Annotated in this window: 11 protein-coding genes; 6 read left to right on the forward strand and 5 right to left on the reverse strand. The window is 46.6% G+C overall.

All coding sequences use genetic code 11. From position 1 onward, the window contains the following. Window positions 1-205 precede the first annotated feature (205 nt). On the forward strand, window positions 206-3,925 hold the full coding sequence (locus SFV55_RS15290) for an NAD(P)-binding protein (RefSeq protein WP_320030390.1): 3,720 nt from the start codon (window positions 206-208) through the stop codon (window positions 3,923-3,925). Between the two features lie 24 nt (window positions 3,926-3,949). Next, on the forward strand, window positions 3,950-8,980 hold the full coding sequence (locus SFV55_RS15295) for an adenylate/guanylate cyclase domain-containing protein (protein ID WP_320030391.1): 5,031 nt from the start codon (window positions 3,950-3,952) through the stop codon (window positions 8,978-8,980). Between the two features lie 8 nt (window positions 8,981-8,988). Here the strand turns inward: SFV55_RS15295 and SFV55_RS15300 are convergent, their stop codons facing one another. Next, window positions 8,989-9,750 carry an RNA methyltransferase gene (locus SFV55_RS15300; RefSeq protein WP_320030392.1) on the reverse strand — a complete coding sequence of 254 codons (762 nt, stop codon included), beginning with the start codon at window positions 9,748-9,750 and terminating at the stop codon, window positions 8,989-8,991. An 18-nt stretch (window positions 9,751-9,768) separates the two neighbouring features. Here SFV55_RS15300 and SFV55_RS15305 point away from each other — a divergent pair, with 18 nt between their 5' ends. Then, window positions 9,769-12,216, forward strand: coding sequence for a BamA/TamA family outer membrane protein (locus SFV55_RS15305; RefSeq protein WP_320030393.1), 2,448 nt, complete (start codon window positions 9,769-9,771; stop codon window positions 12,214-12,216). Window positions 12,217-12,277: 61 nt separating this feature from the next. Here SFV55_RS15305 and SFV55_RS15310 read toward each other — a convergent pair whose 3' ends face one another. Further along, entirely contained in the window at window positions 12,278-13,681 is a 1,404-nt protein-coding gene (locus SFV55_RS15310; protein ID WP_320030394.1) for a serine hydrolase domain-containing protein, read from the reverse strand. Window positions 13,682-13,874: 193 nt separating this feature from the next. Between SFV55_RS15310 and SFV55_RS15315 the strand changes: the two genes are divergently transcribed. The 3 genes from SFV55_RS15315 (at window position 13,875) to SFV55_RS15325 (ending at window position 16,754) form a co-directional block, all read left to right on the forward strand. Further along, on the forward strand, window positions 13,875-14,939 hold the full coding sequence (locus SFV55_RS15315; RefSeq protein ID WP_320030395.1) for a sensor histidine kinase: 1,065 nt from the start codon (window positions 13,875-13,877) through the stop codon (window positions 14,937-14,939). Beyond that, window positions 14,936-15,649 carry a LytTR family DNA-binding domain-containing protein gene (locus SFV55_RS15320; RefSeq protein WP_320030396.1) on the forward strand — a complete coding sequence of 238 codons (714 nt, stop codon included), beginning with the start codon at window positions 14,936-14,938 and terminating at the stop codon, window positions 15,647-15,649. The genes SFV55_RS15315 and SFV55_RS15320 overlap by 4 nt, the downstream gene beginning before the upstream one ends. A 262-nt stretch (window positions 15,650-15,911) precedes the next feature. Further along, window positions 15,912-16,754 (forward strand): fumarylacetoacetate hydrolase family protein, encoded by an 843-nt coding sequence (locus tag SFV55_RS15325; RefSeq protein ID WP_320030397.1) that lies wholly within the window; start codon window positions 15,912-15,914, stop codon window positions 16,752-16,754. 328 nt (window positions 16,755-17,082) lie between these two features. On the opposite strand, the gene SFV55_RS15330 is transcribed toward SFV55_RS15325, so the two are convergent. From SFV55_RS15330 to SFV55_RS15340, 3 genes are all read right to left on the reverse strand, one after another. Further along, window positions 17,083-17,961 carry a hypothetical protein gene (locus SFV55_RS15330; protein WP_320030398.1) on the reverse strand — a complete coding sequence of 293 codons (879 nt, stop codon included), beginning with the start codon at window positions 17,959-17,961 and terminating at the stop codon, window positions 17,083-17,085. 33 nt (window positions 17,962-17,994) lie between these two features. Next, on the reverse strand, window positions 17,995-18,189 hold the full coding sequence (locus tag SFV55_RS15335; RefSeq protein WP_320030399.1) for a hypothetical protein: 195 nt from the start codon (window positions 18,187-18,189) through the stop codon (window positions 17,995-17,997). A 215-nt stretch (window positions 18,190-18,404) separates the two neighbouring features. After that, a complete protein-coding gene (locus tag SFV55_RS15340; RefSeq protein WP_320030400.1) occupies window positions 18,405-19,511 on the reverse strand; it encodes a type I restriction endonuclease in 1,107 nt (368 codons plus the stop codon). Between the last annotated feature and the right edge of the window lie 436 nt (window positions 19,512-19,947).

Genomic DNA, 19,947 nt, shown 5'->3' on the forward strand with positions numbered 1-19,947 from the left:
TCATCCCGAATTTCAATACGTTGCCCAGTTATCCAACTACCTCCCCAAAAAAACACTCACCCACCCTTTCACCCATCTTTCACTTTATCTTTCCCGATAAGAATTAATTTTTTACATTGTGATCAGATTAGTCAGTCCTGATGTAGCCATTGATTCCACTTTCCCAATTCCCACAACCTGTGAAACCCATAAATCGACTAACTGCATGCCTGAAATCAAAACGATCAAACGTGTTGCTGTACTAGGAGGAGGTATTGGCAGCATTTCGGCTGTTTACGAATTGTTGAAAGCCACCCAAAATGATCCCAATACAGACTATCAAATAACCCTTTATCAGTTGGGTTGGCGGCTAGGTGGAAAGGGTGCCAGCGGTCGAAACCCCGACGTATATGAGCGCATTGAAGAACATGGGCTGCACATCTGGTTTGGCATGTACAACAATGCCTTCAATCAAATCAAAACCATCTATGATGAGTTAAATCGGCCACCAGGAAGCCCCCTGGCAACCTGGAAAGAGGCGTTTACCCCTGAAAACTGGTTGGCAGCTACCGAGTGGATCGATGGGCAATGGCGCAAAGATGATGTTAAGTTGCCACAAAACGACCTCGAACCGGGTGGTGACCATGTCTTTTTGAGCCCCATCGAATACTTGGAAGACATTTTGAGCATGGTGATCAAAAGAATGGCAAAAAGTGCGATTCGTGAAAAGATTGCAGGCAAAGACGATGAGCACATCAGCATTTTAATTGACGACAAACCCATCGGCAAACCCCTGGCTCATGTTTTGGATTGGATTGAATCCATGATTGAAAAAGGTTTGTTTTTGATCTATGACTCGCCGCTGCTGCGCCCCATTTTTGTGGACACCCTCATAGCTATACGAAGCCAGTTAAAACTTCTGCTGGGGGATTTGACCAAACACGATGAAGATACCCGTTGCGCCTATATTTTACTTGACCTGGCTTTTACGGTAGTTATTGGGGTATTCAAAGACAATGTTTTTGAAAAAGGTTTCGATTCCATCAATGACTATGATTTACGCGAATGGCTGACCAAACATGGTGCAGCTACGGAAGCCGTTCAATCTGCATTTTTGAGAGGCGGCTACGATGCCTTGTTTGCCTTTGAAAATGGAGATACCAACCAGCCCAATATCGAAGCGGGTACTGCGTTGAAATGCAGCCTGCTTGCCTTTGGTTGCCGCGGTTCCGTTATGTACAAGATGAATGCCGGAATGGGCGATGCTATCTTCGGCCCAGCCTACGAATTGCTTCGCCGTAAAGGGGTCAAATTTGAGTTTTTTCACCGAGTAAAGTCACTCGAACTCAGCGCGGACAAAAAGCAAATTGCCCGCATCCAGCTGGGTCGACAAGTCCGGTTGAAGGATGGCTCGGCGGAATACCAACCCTTAAAAGAGGTTAAAGGCCTTCCCTCCTGGCCAAGTCGACCACTTTACGAGCAGCTCAATCCCGAAGATGCTGCAGCGCTACAAGCAGGCAACATCAATCTGGAATCTTATTGGGCCGATTGGCAAGATCGGGAAGAACTGACGCTTGAACTAGGCAAAGATTTTGACCTGGTCATCTACGGTATGTCACTGGGGCCAGTGGGCCATACCTGTCAGGAGTTGATGGAGGCCAACCCGCGCTTCAAGGCCATGTACGAAAATGTACAAACCGTTCAGACCCAGGCTTGTCAAGTCTGGACCAATAAAACCCTGGGCGAAATGGGCTGGAGATCTCCGGCCAAAGTCCTGGGTGCCTATGCAGAACCCCTGGATACCTGGAGTGAGATGAATCAGGTGCTGGACCGTGAGGAGTGGCCAGCAGACTTGTCGGTCAAGAGTATTTCTTATTTCTGCGGCCCGATGAAGGGCTCACGCGAACTGCCACCACCTGACGACCATCAATTTCCACAGGAGAAAAAGGCGCAGGCTTTTGCCCAGTCACAGGAATTGTTTAATCAACATATTGCGTTCCTCTGGCCGCAAGGGGTACAGGCCAATGGCGTGCTGGACTGGGACAACCTGGTAGCGCCATCCACGGTCAAAGGTGAAGAACGGCTCCAGGCCCAGTTCTTCCGGGCCAATATCGACCCCAGTGAACGTTATGTGCAAACCGTCAAAGGCAGTTCCCGCTACCGCCTGATGGCCGACGAAACGGGCTTCGACAACTTATACATTTCAGGCGACTGGACCAACAATGGCATGAATGTCGGGGCCGTAGAATCCGCGGTCATCTCAGGGATGTTGTGCGCCAGTGCCATCAGTGGGAAAGCTATCCGGATAGTTGGTGAAGAAATCCTCCACAGCGACATTGTACGACCCGCAGCCCCAGCTGGATTGTACGAAAGTATGAAGACCCAGGCACGAGCTAAAGTCGAGGCCATCAAGAATGATCCGCAAGCCAGGATCGCCCTGCGCAGGGCCTTTTACGAAAAATACGGCGCCAGCCTGCTCGCGAAGCATGGCCTCGGGTACGGAGATGCCGAGATCGCCTTTATGGAATGGGAAAGCAGAAGGGGAGTCCTCAATCCTTTGCAAGGCCCTAAGCCAGGTAGTCCTTGGTGGTTCAACGTCAATTTGGAATTTCTATATTGGGGTGAATTGAGCCAGTTGGTTTACGAATCAAGGTATCGTTTTGATGAGCTGGATATTGAAGTGTCCCTGTGGCAGGCTTACATCAAAAAACCTTCACCGACAACCTGGTATCGGGCCCACAATCGATCCATTGCTTCGGGGTATCTCCGCTTTGCCGAGTTGGCCAAAAAGGAAAACGTTTTCGAGCGGATTTTTATGAATGAGGTATTGTACCGCTTGTTGTATGTCGGAGTATTACAAATGGGGCCAGTGTCCAAATTGCCTTTCCGCAAATTGATGGATACCATCTTTGATCCTGCAGTAGGCATCATGAACATCGTTGAAGACATTCCGGCCTTTTATCCCCAAAACTACCCCATGAGTGAGGAGGACGCCATCAATGTGGTTTATCAGGGTAAGTCGATCAGTGGGATCGCCAATAAAGAGTTGAATACCCTGTTGATGTTGCCCCATATTGACACCATTTACGCATTGAGTGAAAAATGGCTCAGCCTACCTGGACTCAGTAAATACGCTGACCACAATCGCCCGATTTATCCCGAAATCAGTGCCAATTTGCCTGTAGCCAAAGGCCCGGTGAAAGGGAAGGTGCAGAGCTTGATTGTTTCGGCAGCCCTGGATATCGCTACGGTCGCTCAGTTTTTGTCCCCCGAATTGGAGTTGAGCCCACAACAAATCAGTCCTGAGGGGACTCACCCGGTGTTGGTCTTTTTTAATCAAAATCGCCTCCATTCTTCTTGGATCAGTTGGCCTGTTTTTCGCTATGAAGAACTGGCTTTTTTGGTGCCATACGTCAATTTTAAAGGCGAAACGGAGACTTATTCCTATACACCGATTCTGTTCGTGGACAGTTTAGTGGTTGCCTGGTTGGGGGAATTCGTCTGGAAATTCAACAAATTAATGGCTGGGTTTAAAATCACGCCGAAAATAAGCAAAGGTTGGCGCTGGTTTCTGGATACCCAACAAGTGTCGTATCTGGTGGAGCAAGACCATAAAATCATTGCCCAAGCCAATTGTAGCAATGACGGCCAGCCAGATATGTTGTACAATTTACCCAATGCAGATGGACTCAGAACCATGTTTCAATTGCCTGGCCTGATGGGGCGAAATGGCAAATTCTCCAAGGTTACCGTTACGATGGACCTGGAGACTGCCGAGGTTTTACCTGTCCAAGGCAATGTTGTGATTGATCATTTGGAAGGCCTGACTGTGCCCAAAATCGAAATCCCATTCGGCCCCTTAGGTCAATCAACTTTCGGTGGAATGCGCATCAATTGGGACATTACCTTGGGTAGCCCTTTTAAGCGGGGCAAATCGGATTACTAACACACCCTAAGCACCAAAAAACTGATGGACAACAAAACACTCATTTACGAAAGTGCCAATTCCCGCCTATTTTTGTTGGAAGGTGGAGAATCAGCCTCCAGATTGGTACTCAAGGAACAAAAGAGAACGCATAAATCCATCCATAAACTGGTTCACATCTACGAGCTACTCAAGCAGGTGGATGTGCCGGGCATTGCCCAAACCATCAGTTATGATTATACGGGTGCTACTCCTCACGTCGTTTTTAAGTTCGTAGAAGGGGAAAGCCTACACAACTTGTTGAGAAAGGGGCCCCTTCCCTTGGAGCAATTTTTTAACATTGCTATTTCCATTTGTGAGAGCCTCAGTGAATTGCACCAATTGGGAATCCTGCACAAAGACATCAATCCCAACAACATCATTTGGAATGCAGCCACTGCTCAAGCTACCCTGATCGATTTTGATGGCGCAACTTCCATTAAACAGGCCCAAAGACAGCTAAACGACCCCGGCAGATTAGAAGGTACCTTGGCCTACATTTCACCTGAACAAACCGGGCGGATCAATCGGGAAGTAGACTTTCGCAGCGATCTCTATTCTCTGGGGGCTACCTTTTACGAGCTCTTGAGTGGGGTAACCCCTTTTGATTTTGAGGACCCCGCAGCAATGATTTATGCCCAGATCGCCAAAACTCCTCCGCCCCTCAACGCACACAATGCCCATTTGCCTTCTGCACTGGTGAAGCTAGTAGCCAAATTACTGGAAAAAGAAGCCGCGAAACGGTACCAATCGGCCAAGGGCCTAAAATACGACCTGGAATCCATCCAGACTGCATTAAACAATGGGGGAAGCCCTGATGCTGAGATGGACATCGTGCTGGGGAGTCGCGATTTTTCGGATACCCTACAATTTGCTCAAAAACTATACGGCAGGTCTTTCGCTGTTGAGCAGTTGCAGGAGCAATTAGGTCTGGCGCGCAGTGGGCAAACCCGACTGGTCGTAATAGAAGGTGGCTCGGGCACCGGAAAATCTTCGCTGGTTAATGAGTTGAATAAATCGTTTTTGGAATGCAACTGCCTGTTCACCAAAGGCAAGTTTGATCAGTATCGCCGCGACACCCCTTATCTGGCCTGGATTCAGGTGTTTGAACATTTTATTGCTCAAGTGTTGAGCAGCAGCGACCTCAACCTAAATCGTTGGAAGGACATCCTCAACGAAGCACTGGGTGAAAATGGACAAGTGCTTTCAGCGCTTATCCCTTCATTGCAATTGGTAACAGGTAAAGCCCCTTCAGTTGAAAAGCTGGGTGGTATTGAGGCACAAGTCCGTTTTAATTTTTTGTTGGAAGCATTTCTAGTGGCCATTTGTCGACCGGAGCACCCCCTTGTGATTTTTCTTGACGATTTGCAATGGGCAGATCCCGCTTCCCAACAGATTCTACAGCTCATTATTGACAATAAGAACCTGAAACATTTATTGCTCATCACAGCAATTCGCCCTCCCGAGGAGGACCACAGTGGGAGTATACAGTTATTTGGACAAGGCCTCAATACCAACGAGGTTTTGTATCTAGAGTTGGCCGATCTCAACAAGCAAGAAGTTGGAGAATGGCTCAGGGATACCCTGACGCCGTGCAACCCCCAAACGCTTGATCAATTGGGGGCTCTGGTGTACAGCAAAACCTTGGGAAATGCCTTTTTTACCCGCCGTTTCGTTCAATCGCTATACGACCAGGGGCTGCTTTATTTTGATCACCAGGTAGAAAAATGGGCCATCAAAGAAAGTGAAATTGCTAAAGCCCAGATGACGGATAATGTGGTCAAATTTATGACCCAAAAAATCACTGAACTCGATCCTGAATCTGTCAATGCCCTGAAAAAAGCAGCGGTCATTGGCAATGAATTTGATGGAACCTTACTGCAACACCTTCTCGGTGAGGCGGTCGATCTGGACTATGTGTTGCAGCTCCCTCTGCGGGAAGGGTTCATCGAGATTTTCCCTCAGCTGGAAACCCCGCGTTATGCCTTTGTGCACGATCGCATTTACCAGGCGGTGAGTGAAATGAACGAAGCTGAAGAGCAGGTAAAAATCAACTATGAAATCGTTCTTCGTTTGTTGAGCGATATCCCGGAGGAAGAATGGCAGGAAAAAGCTTTTTTATTGGCCACCCATTTAAACCAGGCTCGTCCCTTGCTGCATCATCCTGATCACCTGCAGGCGCTCATTCAGGTGAACCTGCTGGCGGGCAGAAGGGCGAAATCTGCCAATGCCTACGCTCAGGCCATTCAGTTTTTGGAAATAGGTTTCGCTGAACATACTCGTTTGGGGCAGCAGACTGAAAACCTCGAATTCAGTTTCTTGTGTGAGCTGCTGGAAACTTACTACCTCGATGGCCAATTTGACCAGGGTGAGCAATGTGTGGCCAAACTTCGGGCCTTGTCGCTCAACCGGGCGCAACAGCGTCAGGCACTGCAACTTGAAATCCGTTTGCACAAAGCCAAAATCGATTTTCCGGCGGCCATTCGAACCGGCATTGAGGCCCTGAATTTATTGGGGGTAAAATTGCCTCAGAACCCCGGACAGTTTGACATTCTGAGCAGTTTTATATCCACCCAACTCAGTTTGCGCAAAAAGTCACCCGCACAGATTCTGAAGCAAGCCAAAATTCAGGATGACGACAAACTGGCTGCGCTACAAATCATGTCAGAGCTAGGTTTGGCTGCGTACCAAAGCAAGCAAAACCTGTTGCCGGTGATGACCCTGAAAGCTGTTCAATTGGCAGCCACTTATGGAAACTCAGAGTACAGTCCGGCGGACTACAATGTATACGGGTTCATCCTGAGCCAGATGGGGAATTTCAAAAGCATGCAGGCCTATGCTTTGATGTCTTTGCAGTTGGTTGATCAAGTAGAAATCAGTACGTCCATGCGGGCCAAACACCTGATGACCTACAATGGCCTGACCCGACATTGGTTTGAACATCCGACCAAAACCTTGAGTTCTTTGTTGCATGGCCATCAACTTGGACGAGCTTCGGGTGACCTCGATGTAGTGGTGACTTCTCTGTTGTTGTATTACGACACCGCTTTGCTTACGGGCCAAAATCTTGAAGAATTGGCTGAGTTTGTTCGGGAAGGGCAGCGACTTTGCCTGCAACTCGGGCAAAAACTGGGGGATCAATACTTCAATTGGAGCATCAAATACGTTGATGCCTTGTTGAATGCGAGCACCCATTTTGACTTCAATTTTGAGGATGAAGAAAATGCTTTTGTCAGTACCAATGACTCAAATGGGCTGTGCAAACTGGCCATTCTCTCGAGTTTTCACCATTATCAGTGCGGACGATATGAAGAAGGCCTTGTTATGCTGCAAAAATTGCATCGTTTTCCACTTAGTTTGAAAGGAATACAGATATCGGCCTGGTTGCCTTTTTTTCAGGGCCTCCTTGCCGCCGAAGTTTTGGAAAAAGATTCCCAAAGCAAAGCTGCTCGCCGGGAATTTAAGCAGGCCACTCAACAATTGAAAAGCTATAGTGCGTTCAATCCCAATAACTTTGGGCACCGCAAACGCACCCTTGATGGCCTCGGGTTGTGGGTAAAGGGTAAAAAATACAAGGCCATTCAGGTGCTACGGCAGGCCAATGAAGAGGCCATCGAACAGGAATTTCACCTCGATCAGGCGCTGATTTCCTGGAAAATTGCGCGCAGTTATGCCCAACTTGGCGAACATGACCAGGCCAACACCTGGGCAAAGGCTGCTTACCACTTGTTTGCAGGGCGCAATCATCACCTGGCCACCCAGCAAATTTCCCAAGATTTTGCAATTCAAAGTTTTGAAAAAGAACCTGGCTCCACCAAATCCAGCACAGAAATAGCCGACAGCAGCAGATTGGACCTCAATACCGTGATCAAGTCTTTACAAACCATCTCCGCTGAAGTAGTTTTTGATAATTTGGTGCAGAAACTACTCGACTTCGTGGCTGAAAATGCAGGAGCAGACAAAGGGGTTCTCTTTTTGGATAAAAACCCTGAATGGTTGGCTGCCCACGATCCGGGTCGCAAAATCCTGGAACTGCTGTCCTTACAAGATATAGATCAACACCAAGATAAGTTGGCGGTCCAAATCGTACAGTATTGCCTACGTACCGGAGAGTCCATCATTCTAGAAACCGCACACCGCAACGAACAATTTGCCAGTGATCCCTATCTGCTTCAACGGCAGCCCAACTCTTTGCTGAGTATCCCGCTTAAAACCCAGGGTAAGGTGATTGGGTTGCTTTACCTGGAAAATACCCTGGTGGAAGGGGCCTTCAAAAATGAACGCAGCGAGCTGCTCCGCCTGTTGGCATCACAACTGGCCATTTCGGTTGAGAATGCATTTTTGTACGAAAACCTCGAACACCTGATTCAAGAGCGCACGCAGCAGCTTGAACATGAAAAACAACAATCCGAACGTTTGCTCCTCAATATTCTACCGCTTGAAGTAGCCAACGAACTCAAAGCCAAGGGCAGTGCTGAGGCTACCCAATACGACTCCGTTAGCGTTTTGTTTACCGATTTTATCAACTTCACCCAGGTCAGCGAACAGCTTAAACCCAAGGACCTGGTCGGAAAACTGGATACCTGTTTTCGTGCTTTTGATGAAATCATCGAGCGCCACGGGCTGGAAAAAATCAAAACGGTGGGCGACGCGTATATTGCCGTTTGTGGATTGCCGATTGCCGACCCGGAGCACGCCGTCAAGACAGTACGGGCTGCGCAGGACATCCGCCATTTTATCGAGGACTTCAACCAAAGAGAAAACATTTTTGCCATAAGAATTGGGATACACTCAGGCCCGGTGGTAGCGGGCATTGTAGGATCTAAAAAATTCCAGTACGATATTTGGGGCGATACCGTTAACATGGCTGCGCGGATGGAACAACACTCCGAAAAAGGAAAGATCAATATTTCTCAGGCGACTTACCAATTGGTTTCGTCCAATTTTGAGTGTGTACATCGGGGAAAAATCAAGGCCAAAAACAAGGGGGAAATTGATATGTATTTTGTAGGGGATGTTGGGGGAGGTGTTTTGTAAACCCTGGGTTACAAATCCTTTTTCCGCATCACCCCACAAATTATCCCCGTCGCCACTCCCGCATTCAGCGACTCCGCCCCGCCATTCACATGCCTTGGAATCGAAATCGCCCGATCAATCAAGGGAATGTACTCCTCCCGAATCCCCTTGCCCTCGTTGCCGATGATCAGCAAAGCCGGATGTTGCACCTGTACCGAAAACACATTCTCCCCACTCAAGAGCGCCCCATAAGTCGTCAAGCTGGGAATTCCCGCTTTGAGTGTAGGCAGCTCCACGATCGCCGTTTTGATCCGCAAAAAGGAGCCCATCGTGGCCTGGATCACTTTCGGATTGTAGAGCTCCACACAATCCGGCGACAAAAACACCTGCAGAATCCCGAACCAATCGGCGATGCGCAAGATGGTGCCCAGGTTGCCCGGATCCTGAATGCCATCGAGGTACAAAGCCAAATCCGTAGAAAAATGCTTAGCCCAGTCAAATTCGGCGGGCATTTTGACAATAGCCAGCACCTGATTGGGCGTTTGAAGGGTAGAGATCTTTTCCAGTTCGGTGGCACTGATGGAAATGATTTCTATTTTTCGCCCGGCAAATAAGGGTTCATGGCTTTCCAACCATTCCGGAAGCGCCAAAATACACTCCAAATCCCAATGAGGGGAAGCCACTAATTCGCGCACTATTTTATCACCTTCGGCCAAAAAGCATTGCAGTTCGCTGCGAAACTTCTTCTTTTGCAGTGCCGTAATATATTTAATTTTGTTTTTTGAAAGCATAGTGATCCAGTAGAAACCATGTCGAAATCAAAGTACAATCCACTGTGGATAAGTTTGGCCTTAGGCCTGTTGCTGAGTAGCTGTAATACTACAAAGTTTTTGGATGTTGATCAATTTCTGCTGAAAAAAAACCAGCTGCTGATCCACGAGGAAGAAAAACTACCCAACAAAGGTACCCTCACCTACGAGATGGAAACCTTGTACAAACAAAAGCCCAACAGCAACTTGTTCTTTGTGTTTCCCCGGGAATGGTTCTGGTTCAAAACCAATGAGCCCGGCGATACCTCGGGATTTGACCGTTGGCAACGACGGGTTTTGAGTGAAACTCCAGCAATTTTTGACGAAAAACTGTGCAACGAAACAGAAATCGCCATCGAAGATTACCTCAAGAACAAAGGTTATTTTAATTCAGAAGCGATTTACGAAGAAGTGCTGCGCAAAAAAAAGGCCTGGGTGACCTACCATGTTTATCCTAAAAAACGCACTTTTATCGATACCCTGATTTACCACTCCACCGATCGGAAAGTAGATTCCATGTTGCAAGTCCTCAAAAGGGAAAGCCTGCTCAAAAGTGGAGAGCCCCTGGATAGCAGACTTTACGATCAGGAAAAAGAACGCATTGCCTTGTACATGCGCAATCAGGGTTACGCCAATTTTTTGTCCAATTACGTGGCCCAATTGACAGCAGATACCAGTAGAAAAAATAAAGGCGCCCTCGTCAATCTGGAAGTGCTTCCACCATTGGAAGATACTGTTCACCAATCGTTTAAAGTGGGAAAAATTGTGGTTTTCCCCTATTACTCTCCGGAACAGGAGTCGCCCTTACACCCCATGAAAGATACCCTCATTCAGGGGCTTATTTTTAGAAATGAACCGGACAGCAGTTTGTATTTCAGAAGTACAGTTTTGGTGGATGCCGTAAAAGCAAAAGTCGGAATGCCTTTTCGCCAAACCGATCTGGAAGCAACTCAACGCGAATTGGCGGCCAGTGGGGTATTCAAGTTTGTGCGCATCAAACAGCTACAAAATGCTGAAGACCCCCATTTGTTGGACATCTGGATCTTTTTGACACCCAACCCTCGCTTGGAAATGGGGCTTGACTTTGAGGTGAGTTTCACCAACCGGGCAACGCGAAATCAAAACCTGAACTTGATCGGGCTTTCTCTACGGCCTTCGGTCCGCAACCGAAACATCTTTAAAGGTGCAGAAACCCTGGTGACCAGCTTGAAAGCAGGGGTTGAAATCAATCGACTCGCTTCCCAGGAGCGTTTGTTCAATACCCTGGATATTGGGTTTCAAAACGACCTTTACCTACCTAAATTCAAGGATTACCTGGGCATCTGGAAATTGGTGGATGATGTGACCAGCAGCAAAAAAAAGCCACAACCAGGGGGCGGTTTGTACAACTTATTGAAGGAAAACGCTTCCAGTAGATTTTCACTGGGTTATAGTTACACCAGATTCATTGATTTTTACGACATCAGCATTTTTAACATGAACTATGGCTTTGAATTCAAACAAAGCAAACAAAGAACCTACTCCATCACCAACTTTGCCGCCGAATATTTCAAATCCAAATTAACCCCTACCTTTATTGATGTATTTGACAACCCGCTGCTGATCCGCAGCTTTGACTCTCGTTTCATTGTCAGCTTATTGTTTCGGGAGATCAATTACGATTACATTGGCAAAACCAATAGCCGGGGCGAAAACATCCAGACCGGGATTAGTTTTGAAACGGCGGGTAGTGAATTGTCGGCCATCAACAGCATTACCAATGCCATCACAGGGAAGAAGGATACTTTCGACATCGACAAAATTGATTTTGCCCAATACGCCTTATTGGAAACCTCCTTGAAATACTATCGCCAATTTACTCCCAAAACCACGTTGGCTGCCCGCCTGGGGTTTGGCATTGTGCGCCCATTCGGCACTTCGGATTTGGTGCCCTTTATCAAACAATTCAGCGCAGGAGGGCCCAACAGTATCCGGGCCTGGCCTGCCCGTGGACTCGGCCCCGGAGGCTTCATCGATACCACAACTTTTAAAAATACGGGTGCCAACCGGAACCTGTACCTGGTGAATACCGGCGACTTGTGGTTGGAAGGCAACCTCGAATACCGCTTCAACATTTATTGGTTGCTCAACGGGGCTTTCTTTTTGGACGCTGGCAATGTTTGGAACATAAAAAAGGACCCCAGCCGCCCGGGATCCCCTTTCTTTTTCTCCGATCCAGACCGCCCTTCTGAAAACCCTATTCTAGGGCAGTACGATGCCTTTTACAAACAAATCGCCATAGGCAGCGGATTCGGTTTGCGTTTGGACATCCGCTATTTTATTCTCCGCCTCGATTTAGGTATGAAAATCCGCTATCCATACCGTTGGGATGGGGAGCATTTTTGGAACCCTCCCAATCGTTGGTTCAAACGGATGAATTTGAATTTGGGGCTGGGTATGCCTTTTTAAATGAGAAGTTGAGGCTGCCGCAGCGACTTGGGTAAGGGGCCTCAACTTCTCAACTCCTCAACTAATTCCCCGCCATTATCCCCGCAATTTTCCCTTCATCCAATTCCATCTCGATTGTCAGCGGTGAGCCCGTAAAATTGATCGTAAAACCCCGGTCATGGACGTTGATGGTTGCCAATTCCAGGTTTTTGACTTCGCTGCCCAGTTGGGTCAATATCTTTACGTGTTGTTCAATCGGGAAGTCTTCTTTAAAGCGGGTGGCAAAGAGCTTGTCGATCATTGCCCTGATTTCCTTTTCCTCTCCCGAACTGATGGACTTGATGAAACTTTTGATCAAAGCATCATGTTCAGACTGATCCACTGGCACAGTTTTGGACGGGTCATTGATTTTGAGCGCAGGCACAAAGTCGGGCAAAATACAGGCGCGCGCACATTGGGAAGCCAATTGATGGTATTCACGTCTGGTTGCGTTGGTCATCAGGATCACGGTCAGGTCTTCGTCGATGTAGCGCAGGAAATCGCAGAAGTAAATACCGTTGCCGCCATTGTGCGCAATCAAGGTCGTTTGGCGTGGAGTGGGGAAATTTGTCCAACCATAGCCGTAAAAACTTCCTGCACCTTCTCCTTCTTCAATGTGGCGGGCGTAGTACTTGGCTTTGGCCTCTTTGCTCAGGATTTTTTCACCCAGCAGTGCCTCGTGCCATTTGTAGAGTTCTTCGACATTGCTCAAAATACCACCATTGGCGCGGAGGTGCCAGTATGGACCATCGACGGCCCAGTTTTTTTCATTGATCTTGCCCCAATTGCGCTCGCGCCGGTAGCCAGTGGCCACATTGGTCGATTTGAAGCCGGGCAAAACGTAACCCGTTTGGGTCAAACCTGCTGGTTTGAAGAGGTGTTTGTTGAGGAAAACTTCATAGGGCTCTTTGGTTACTATTTCCAGGATAATGCCCAGCAAACTATACCCTACGTTCGAGTATTCGAAAGCATTACCTGGTTTGAAAAGCAAGGGTTGATTCATTGAAAGTTTGACAAACTCCGCTGTGGAGATGCTGTCGTAATCGTCGCCAATGCTACCCGGAAAACCAGCGCTATGGGTAAGCAGGTGGTGAAGGGTAATGCCCTGTTTGTCGGCAGGAACATTGGGGAAATACTTGCTGATGGGGTCTTCCACTTTGAGTTTGCCCATCATTTCCAGTTTGAGGATGGCCGCCCCGGTGAATTGTTTGGTAACGGAGCCAATGCAGGAAATGGTTTGGGGGGTAAAGGCGGTTTTGGCCTCGCGATCGCTCAAGCCGTACCCTTTTTTGAATACCTGTCCTTTCCAGGCTACCAGCACGCTACCGCTGAAGTTGTGTTGTTGGTTCAATTCGCTTAAAAAGCGGTCAATTTTGTCAAAAGCCGGGTTTTGCCCACTCAAATGGAAACAAAAAAGCAGGAGTAGGGCCAAAAAATGAATTTTCATAAGGATTGATTTTAGCATGCATTTTTTTGATTTCGATTCAAAATTGGGGGCTTTACGGCTGTTTTTCTGGAGCTTTATGTGAAATACCCCGGCTTTTATGTGAACTGGGAAGGGAAGTGGGAAAAAAGGGCCAATTTTGTGCTGTGCAATAACCCAAATCAAAACGGTGAAGATAAAACAATCGAATTACTGGATGCTACATCTGGCATTTTGGCTGCTCTACCTGCTGGTACAGTCGCTGGTGTACATGAATTTTTATGAGTTTGAAACCATTAAGGTAGTGCAAGAAACTGGGGAAGAAATTGTTGAACGTACCGTCTTTCCCAACACCTTTTTGATCTCCATGTGGGTGCAGTTGGTGGAATTACCGGGGAAATTACTGGCAGTTTACCTGCATTTGTGGATTTTGCTGGAGGCTTATTTATTTCGCCAGCAAATTGGGCGGTATTTCTTGGGGCTGGCACTCGTGCTCCTTTTTGCCAATTTTATGCAAAGTTTTTTGCTGCTCTTTCTGCCTGTACCCAGGTTCATGTACGACAACCAGGTGCCACAATTCATCTCGGCTACCCGGAGTTTGCAATACATCTTCACCTGTATTGCGGTGCTGGGTGTTACGGGGGCTTTGGAGGTTTTGCGCCACTATTATCAGGAGCTGACCCGCAGGCAAGAAGTGGAGAAACAACACGTCGCTACCGAATTACAATTACTCAAAGCCCAGATTCATCCTCACTTTTTCTTCAATACCTTAAATTCATTGTATGGCCTGGCTTTGGAAAATTCGGAGCACACTCCGGCCAGCATCCTGCGCTTGTCCGAATTGATGAACTTTGTGCTTTACGAAGCCAAGGCCAAAGACGTTCCCTTACAGCGGGAAGTAGAAATCATCGAAGATTATATCGCCCTGGAAAAATTGCGTTACGGCGAAAGGGTACAGGTTGCCATCAACAAAAATGGTGCATTGGCGGAATGGAGAATACCGGGCCTACTGCTGTTGCCCTTTGTGGAAAACGCGTTCAAACATGGGGTATCGCCCGAAACCGGACAAGCCTGGTTGAACATCAGTTTGCAAGCAGAGCCCAAACAGTTGAAATGGGTGGTGGAAAACAGCATTGGCCATTCGACCAGGCCAGAGCAATCTTCTGGACTGGGGCTGGAAAATGTGCGCCGCCGCCTGGAACTCCTGTACCCTGGGCAGCATCGCCTGGAGATACTGGAAGAAGAGGATGTTTTTATGGTTGTACTTGAACTCAAGCAATGAAAAAAATTCGTTGTGTCATCGCTGAAGACGAAGCCATCGCGCGCCAGATTTTGGGCAAATACCTGGCTGAACTAGAGGACTTTGAGTTGTTGGCCAGTTTTGATAATCCGCTACTGGCCCAAACTTATTTGCGGGACAATCCGGTTGATTTGTTGTTCCTCGACATCGAGATGCCAGGACTGAATGGTTTGTCCCTATTGCGCGCGCTCGCCGCTCCACCCAAAGTGATCATCACCACTGCCTACCGGGAATACGCCTTGGAAGGCTACGACCTCAATGCGGTGGACTATTTGCTCAAACCCATTTCTTTTGAACGTTTTCAATCCGCATTGCACAAACTTTTTGAACTCAATGCTTTTGCTCCAAAAACTGCACCTGCTTTAGAGGCTGCACCCGCCTTTTTGTATTTCAAATCGGGTAACAAATGGGTGCAAGTGTTTTTGGATGAAATCCTCTACATCGAAGGCTTGAGCAATTATGTCAAAATTGTAGGGACGAAGGGCGTGACCGTGGTGTACCAAAAAATGAGTTACCTGGAAGAAAAATTGCCGAACAGGCTTTTTTTGCGCATACATAAGTCCTACATTGTGGGGCTAAACAAAATCAAAGCTTTGTACAGCAATGAGCTGGAAGTAGATGGGAAATTGTTGCCCGTAGGGGAGAAGTACCGCCCACTGATCAAAGCGCTGATTGAGCAGCAAAGTATTTGAGTTTTGTGAAAATTTAGCACCCCACCTTCGGTGGAGTGTTTTTTTAATTCAGCCACAAATGACACAAATTTTCACAAATTAAAGCACAAACTAGCGTTTGTGCTCCCTTCACGAACGAAGTTCGTGCCTTAATTTGTGAAAATTTGTGTCATTTGTGGCTGAAAACTTGTTTATCACATCGACGAAGGCGAGGTGATAAACTTTCACTGAGTCTTATTTTTTTAACCAGCCAAAGGCTGGAAACTATAACACAAACAAAAACATGAGAATTTTCCGCACAACCCAAGGCATCGTCATTGAGTCTGACGGCCAGTTTTTCCTGTCTGCTTCCAGCAATTGGGACAGCTTCCTCAACCGCGAAGATTTGTTCCAGGCCCTAAAGACCGAAATCCAGTCCTTGAGCCCCAATGGCGATTTAGCAACCTTATTGAGCAAGGAAACCCTGGCACCGATTGTTAGCCAGGAAGTATGGGCATCGGGCGTGACCTACCTGCGCAGCCGCGAGGCCCGCATGGAAGAATCCAAGGATGCCGGAGGTGGCGATTTTTACGCCAAAGTTTACGACGCCGAACGGCCAGAATTGTTTTTCAAAGCCACTGCTGCCCGCACCGTTGGCCCTGGCGCACAGGTGCTGATTCGCCGCGATTCCAAATGGAATGTACCCGAGCCAGAATTGACGCTGTGTATGTCTTCCTCCGGTAAAATCATCGGCTACACCATCGGCAACGACATGAGTTCGCGCGACATCGAGGGCGAAAACCCCTTGTACTTGCCCCAGGCTAAGAGTTACGATGCTTCCGCCGCTCTCGGCCCTGGCGTTCTGGTGACGGAAGAGCCGATCTCCCCTGAAACAGTGATCTCCATCCAAATCAAACGCGCTGGCCAGGTGGTTTTTGAAAACAGCATCCAAATCAATCGCATGAAGCGCCAATTGCCGGAATTGGCTTCCTGGCTGTTCCGGGAGACTTCCTTCCCTCATGGGGTGTTCCTGATGACGGGTACGGGCATTGTGCCACCGAATGAGTTTACGCTGGCGGTAGGTGATGAGGTGTGTATTAGCATTGAGGGAATTGGGGAATTGGTAAATGTGGTGGGGATGCGGTGAGGAAGGTTCCTTTAACCAAGAGTTCGGAGATTTTTCTCTAAACCAGCCCAGTCTTGCCACCACTAACGTGGTTCAAATGGCGTAGGGCATAATTGCTATAAACCTGGCCACCGCTAACGCGGTTTGGAGTTTACGTAAAATTTGATACTGTCGGTAAAATCTAACCGCCTTGGCGGTGGACCGGTTTATAGAGTAGCAGTTACCCCTTGGGTATCTAAAGCCGCGCTAGCGGCGTGGACGCAGCAAAATCAGTGTTATCCACTCTCAAAAAGCAAGGGAGTGGTACAATGGACACATTTGGCTAAAAGGAGGTGTGATGTAAGAATTTCTAAGAAAAGGATATAGGTATTCTTGGAATTGGAAGTTTAGGAAGATTGAATTTTTCTCTAATCAGAGCAATCGCATAGTCAATTTTTGTCGATATAATAAAATCGCGTCTATACTCAATCATAATTCCAACAAGCTTCAGGACGGGCTCATTTTTATTAATGTCATAACCTACAAAATCCCATAGCCCGCCGCCACTCATTCCTTCAAGTGCAGGAAGTTTCTGTTTGGCCTTAGTAACTTGGTTTGTCATTTTTTTGGTATAATTAACAAAGAGATGATAATGAAATCTATCTACGTGTAATCTTTTATTTTTGAAATGATTAATGGTGTTGAAAGCAAAAAAGAAGAGAGGTTCTGCTATCCAGTGCTGATTTTTACTTTTTATTTTAGTGGCAGGAAATCCAAAGACGAAATAATAATCACTAATCTTGTTTTCTTCTTGTCCGAAATATTTCTGCTGGTGACCTAGTTCAACGTTTGAAATACCCAAAAAACTATAGTCGATTTTAAGGGCATCAGCCACTTTTTTTTCTAATCGTATGATTGCCAAATCCAGAGAATCTACTAAAATCTCATTTTCATATTTAAGCGATGGCAGTGAGGGAGCTGTAATATAAACTTCGCCTAAAATTTCCTCAAATCTCATTGAAGTGGGAATAAGCATGTCGTCAATTTTCCTGTCTTCAAAAATATGTCCTGCAGTAATAAAAAAAATTTGATTTTGAAACTCAAATAAAACTCCACTACCCAAGTGTTGTGGAGCGTTATAGGCATTTATGGTATAGATTGGAGGTGTTGACGATTTTGCAAAGACGCTAGATTTGTATGATAAATCTAAATCGAAACCTTGAAGATCAAGTAGTTGTAGCGAGCTCACAAATTAATTTTTAGGTCTTTTAATAAAAAGTAGTTACGCATCCTGATCCTTTCTTCTGAATTTAATCCCTTTGGTATCTAGGCTTATCGCTTTAAATTCTTTGACTTGAGGCGGTGAAAGATCAATTTTTTGATTCTCCTTTTGAACTAGGCTAATTAACTTTAACCGCTCCAATGCTAATAGAATGTTTAGAGCATTTTGATTAAAAACCTCAATAGTTATTTTCATTTCAAATTCTTTACAACAAAAATAGGTTGATGCTGACAGAAAGTCAAGTTTTTAAAAAATATGTTAAAATCATCTCAGTATGCGCAAAATATTCTGGAAGATGCTTCCATCAGGTTCAATTCTAATCGCGGAACGGTTGAATTTCTGGTGAATTGTTCAATCGCTCCGCGATTAGTATTTCGCAAAAAATGATCAAAATTTGGGAAGGCTCACATTCACCCTTCCCCCTGACTCCCCCCACGATCATAATATTCAATCACCTTCTGCAACTGCTCGGCATAACAATAAATATCATCCAGAGATTTCAGCTCGAACTTATTCTCCTTTTTGGTATGGTCAAATAGGCCGATGGATTTTTTGCTGCCATTCAGGTACAGGCGGCAAATGGCCTTGCGGTTGTTGTCATCCAGCAAAACCGAAAAATAACTTTGGGCATCCCGGTAATGGATACGCGTGCCATCGACAACGGGGCGCAGGATCGATTTTACGATGTAAAAAGCTTCTTTTTCCTCTTCGGTGGTTTCGACTACACGCTCCTTGGGGATGTTGTCCGCATTTTCGTCTTCGCTGGCACTTTGGCCGAGAGCGGTGTTTTCTGCATTCAGTTCATTTTCCCGATCCAGCGCAGATTTTAACCGTTCGCTGATCATTTCACTCAGCAATTGGTTCAGAGAGCGTTTGGTCAATTCCGAAAACTGCATCAACACCTTCTCGGTAATTCTTCCAGTGTAAATCTGACTGACAAAAAAGCGTATAAAGGGATCGGTAGGTGCCTTGAATTGAGCGGCCAATAGCCCTTTGATTTCATTGGTATATTTCAAATCGCTGGCAGCGTTAACGATGTTTTCGATGTTGAAATAAGACTTGTGGAATTTTTTCAGTTCTTCAACATCGCTATCTTTCATTTCGGAAATGTTGAACTCAAAAAATGGTTTTTCGTCCATTTTATTGGTTTCCATCAAATCGGTGTAAAACTTGTAGTGCATCCCATTGGTCAGAATCGCGAATCTAGCGTTGCTGACGTGGAAATAGCGGAACAATTGGGAATTGTGGGGATCCAGTTTTTCTTTGTAGTATTTGCATTCGATGAGGATTTGGGGCACTCCATCTTTCCGAATTGCGTAATCTACCTTTTCTCCTTTTTTAATGCCAATGTCTGCAATGAATTCCGGAACGACTTCCAATGGATTGAATACATCATAGCCCAGGATTTGGATAAAGGGCATGATCAGGGCATTTTTGGTTGCTTCTTCGGTTTGTATCTGTGGCAAGAGCGTTTCTACGCGGGTAGCCAGGTTTTTTATTTGATCTTTAAAATCCATGATTGAGCTGTTTAGTAGTTTTCTATACAACTCTTTACGAATAAGTGTAAAAAAGGTTACAAAAAAGAGGTGGGCCTGAAAAGTAAGTTGCAGTAAAATTCAAAAGCGACACAATAGCAGCGCGGGTGACGCGGATTGGGCGGATTTACGCGGATTTTTATCCCGCCTTCGGCGTGATGGTAAAATTGCCACTAAGGCACAAAGGCACAAAGAAAACATTTTCGATTCAACGGACTTTGTGTCTTCGGTGCGCCACGAGGCGTGCGGTAAATATAATACAAAATCCTAGTGGATGAAAGAGCCACGCAAGCAAAGGTGTCGATCAGCTTGAAGCCGTTATGATTGTGCTGGAGGAAACGAAAGTACAAAAGCTCATGACGAGCGAACTCATAAGCTGCATTAGTAAGGCCTCGTTACACGTTGGTAGTGGTCAGTC

The organism is Haliscomenobacter sp., assembly GCF_033763495.1.
Taxonomy (GTDB): Bacteria; Bacteroidota; Bacteroidia; order Chitinophagales; family Saprospiraceae; genus Haliscomenobacter.

What these genes read in the sequence shown, in the direction of transcription:
- SFV55_RS15295 (WP_320030391.1), top strand. Translation starts at nt 3,950, where the DNA reads ATGGACAACAAAACACTCATTTACGAAAGTGCCAATTCCCGCCTATTT.
- SFV55_RS15300 (WP_320030392.1), bottom strand. Translation starts at nt 9,750, where the DNA reads ATGCTTTCAAAAAACAAAATTAAATATATTACGGCACTGCAAAAGAAG.
- SFV55_RS15325 (WP_320030397.1), top strand. Translation starts at nt 15,912, where the DNA reads ATGAGAATTTTCCGCACAACCCAAGGCATCGTCATTGAGTCTGACGGC.
- SFV55_RS15335 (WP_320030399.1), bottom strand. Translation starts at nt 18,189, where the DNA reads ATGAAAATAACTATTGAGGTTTTTAATCAAAATGCTCTAAACATTCTA.
- SFV55_RS15305 (WP_320030393.1), top strand. Translation starts at nt 9,769, where the DNA reads ATGTCGAAATCAAAGTACAATCCACTGTGGATAAGTTTGGCCTTAGGC.
- SFV55_RS15320 (WP_320030396.1), top strand. Translation starts at nt 14,936, where the DNA reads ATGAAAAAAATTCGTTGTGTCATCGCTGAAGACGAAGCCATCGCGCGC.
- SFV55_RS15290 (WP_320030390.1), top strand. Translation starts at nt 206, where the DNA reads ATGCCTGAAATCAAAACGATCAAACGTGTTGCTGTACTAGGAGGAGGT.
- SFV55_RS15310 (WP_320030394.1), bottom strand. Translation starts at nt 13,681, where the DNA reads ATGAAAATTCATTTTTTGGCCCTACTCCTGCTTTTTTGTTTCCATTTG.
- SFV55_RS15315 (WP_320030395.1), top strand. Translation starts at nt 13,875, where the DNA reads ATGCTACATCTGGCATTTTGGCTGCTCTACCTGCTGGTACAGTCGCTG.
- SFV55_RS15340 (WP_320030400.1), bottom strand. Translation starts at nt 19,511, where the DNA reads ATGGATTTTAAAGATCAAATAAAAAACCTGGCTACCCGCGTAGAAACG.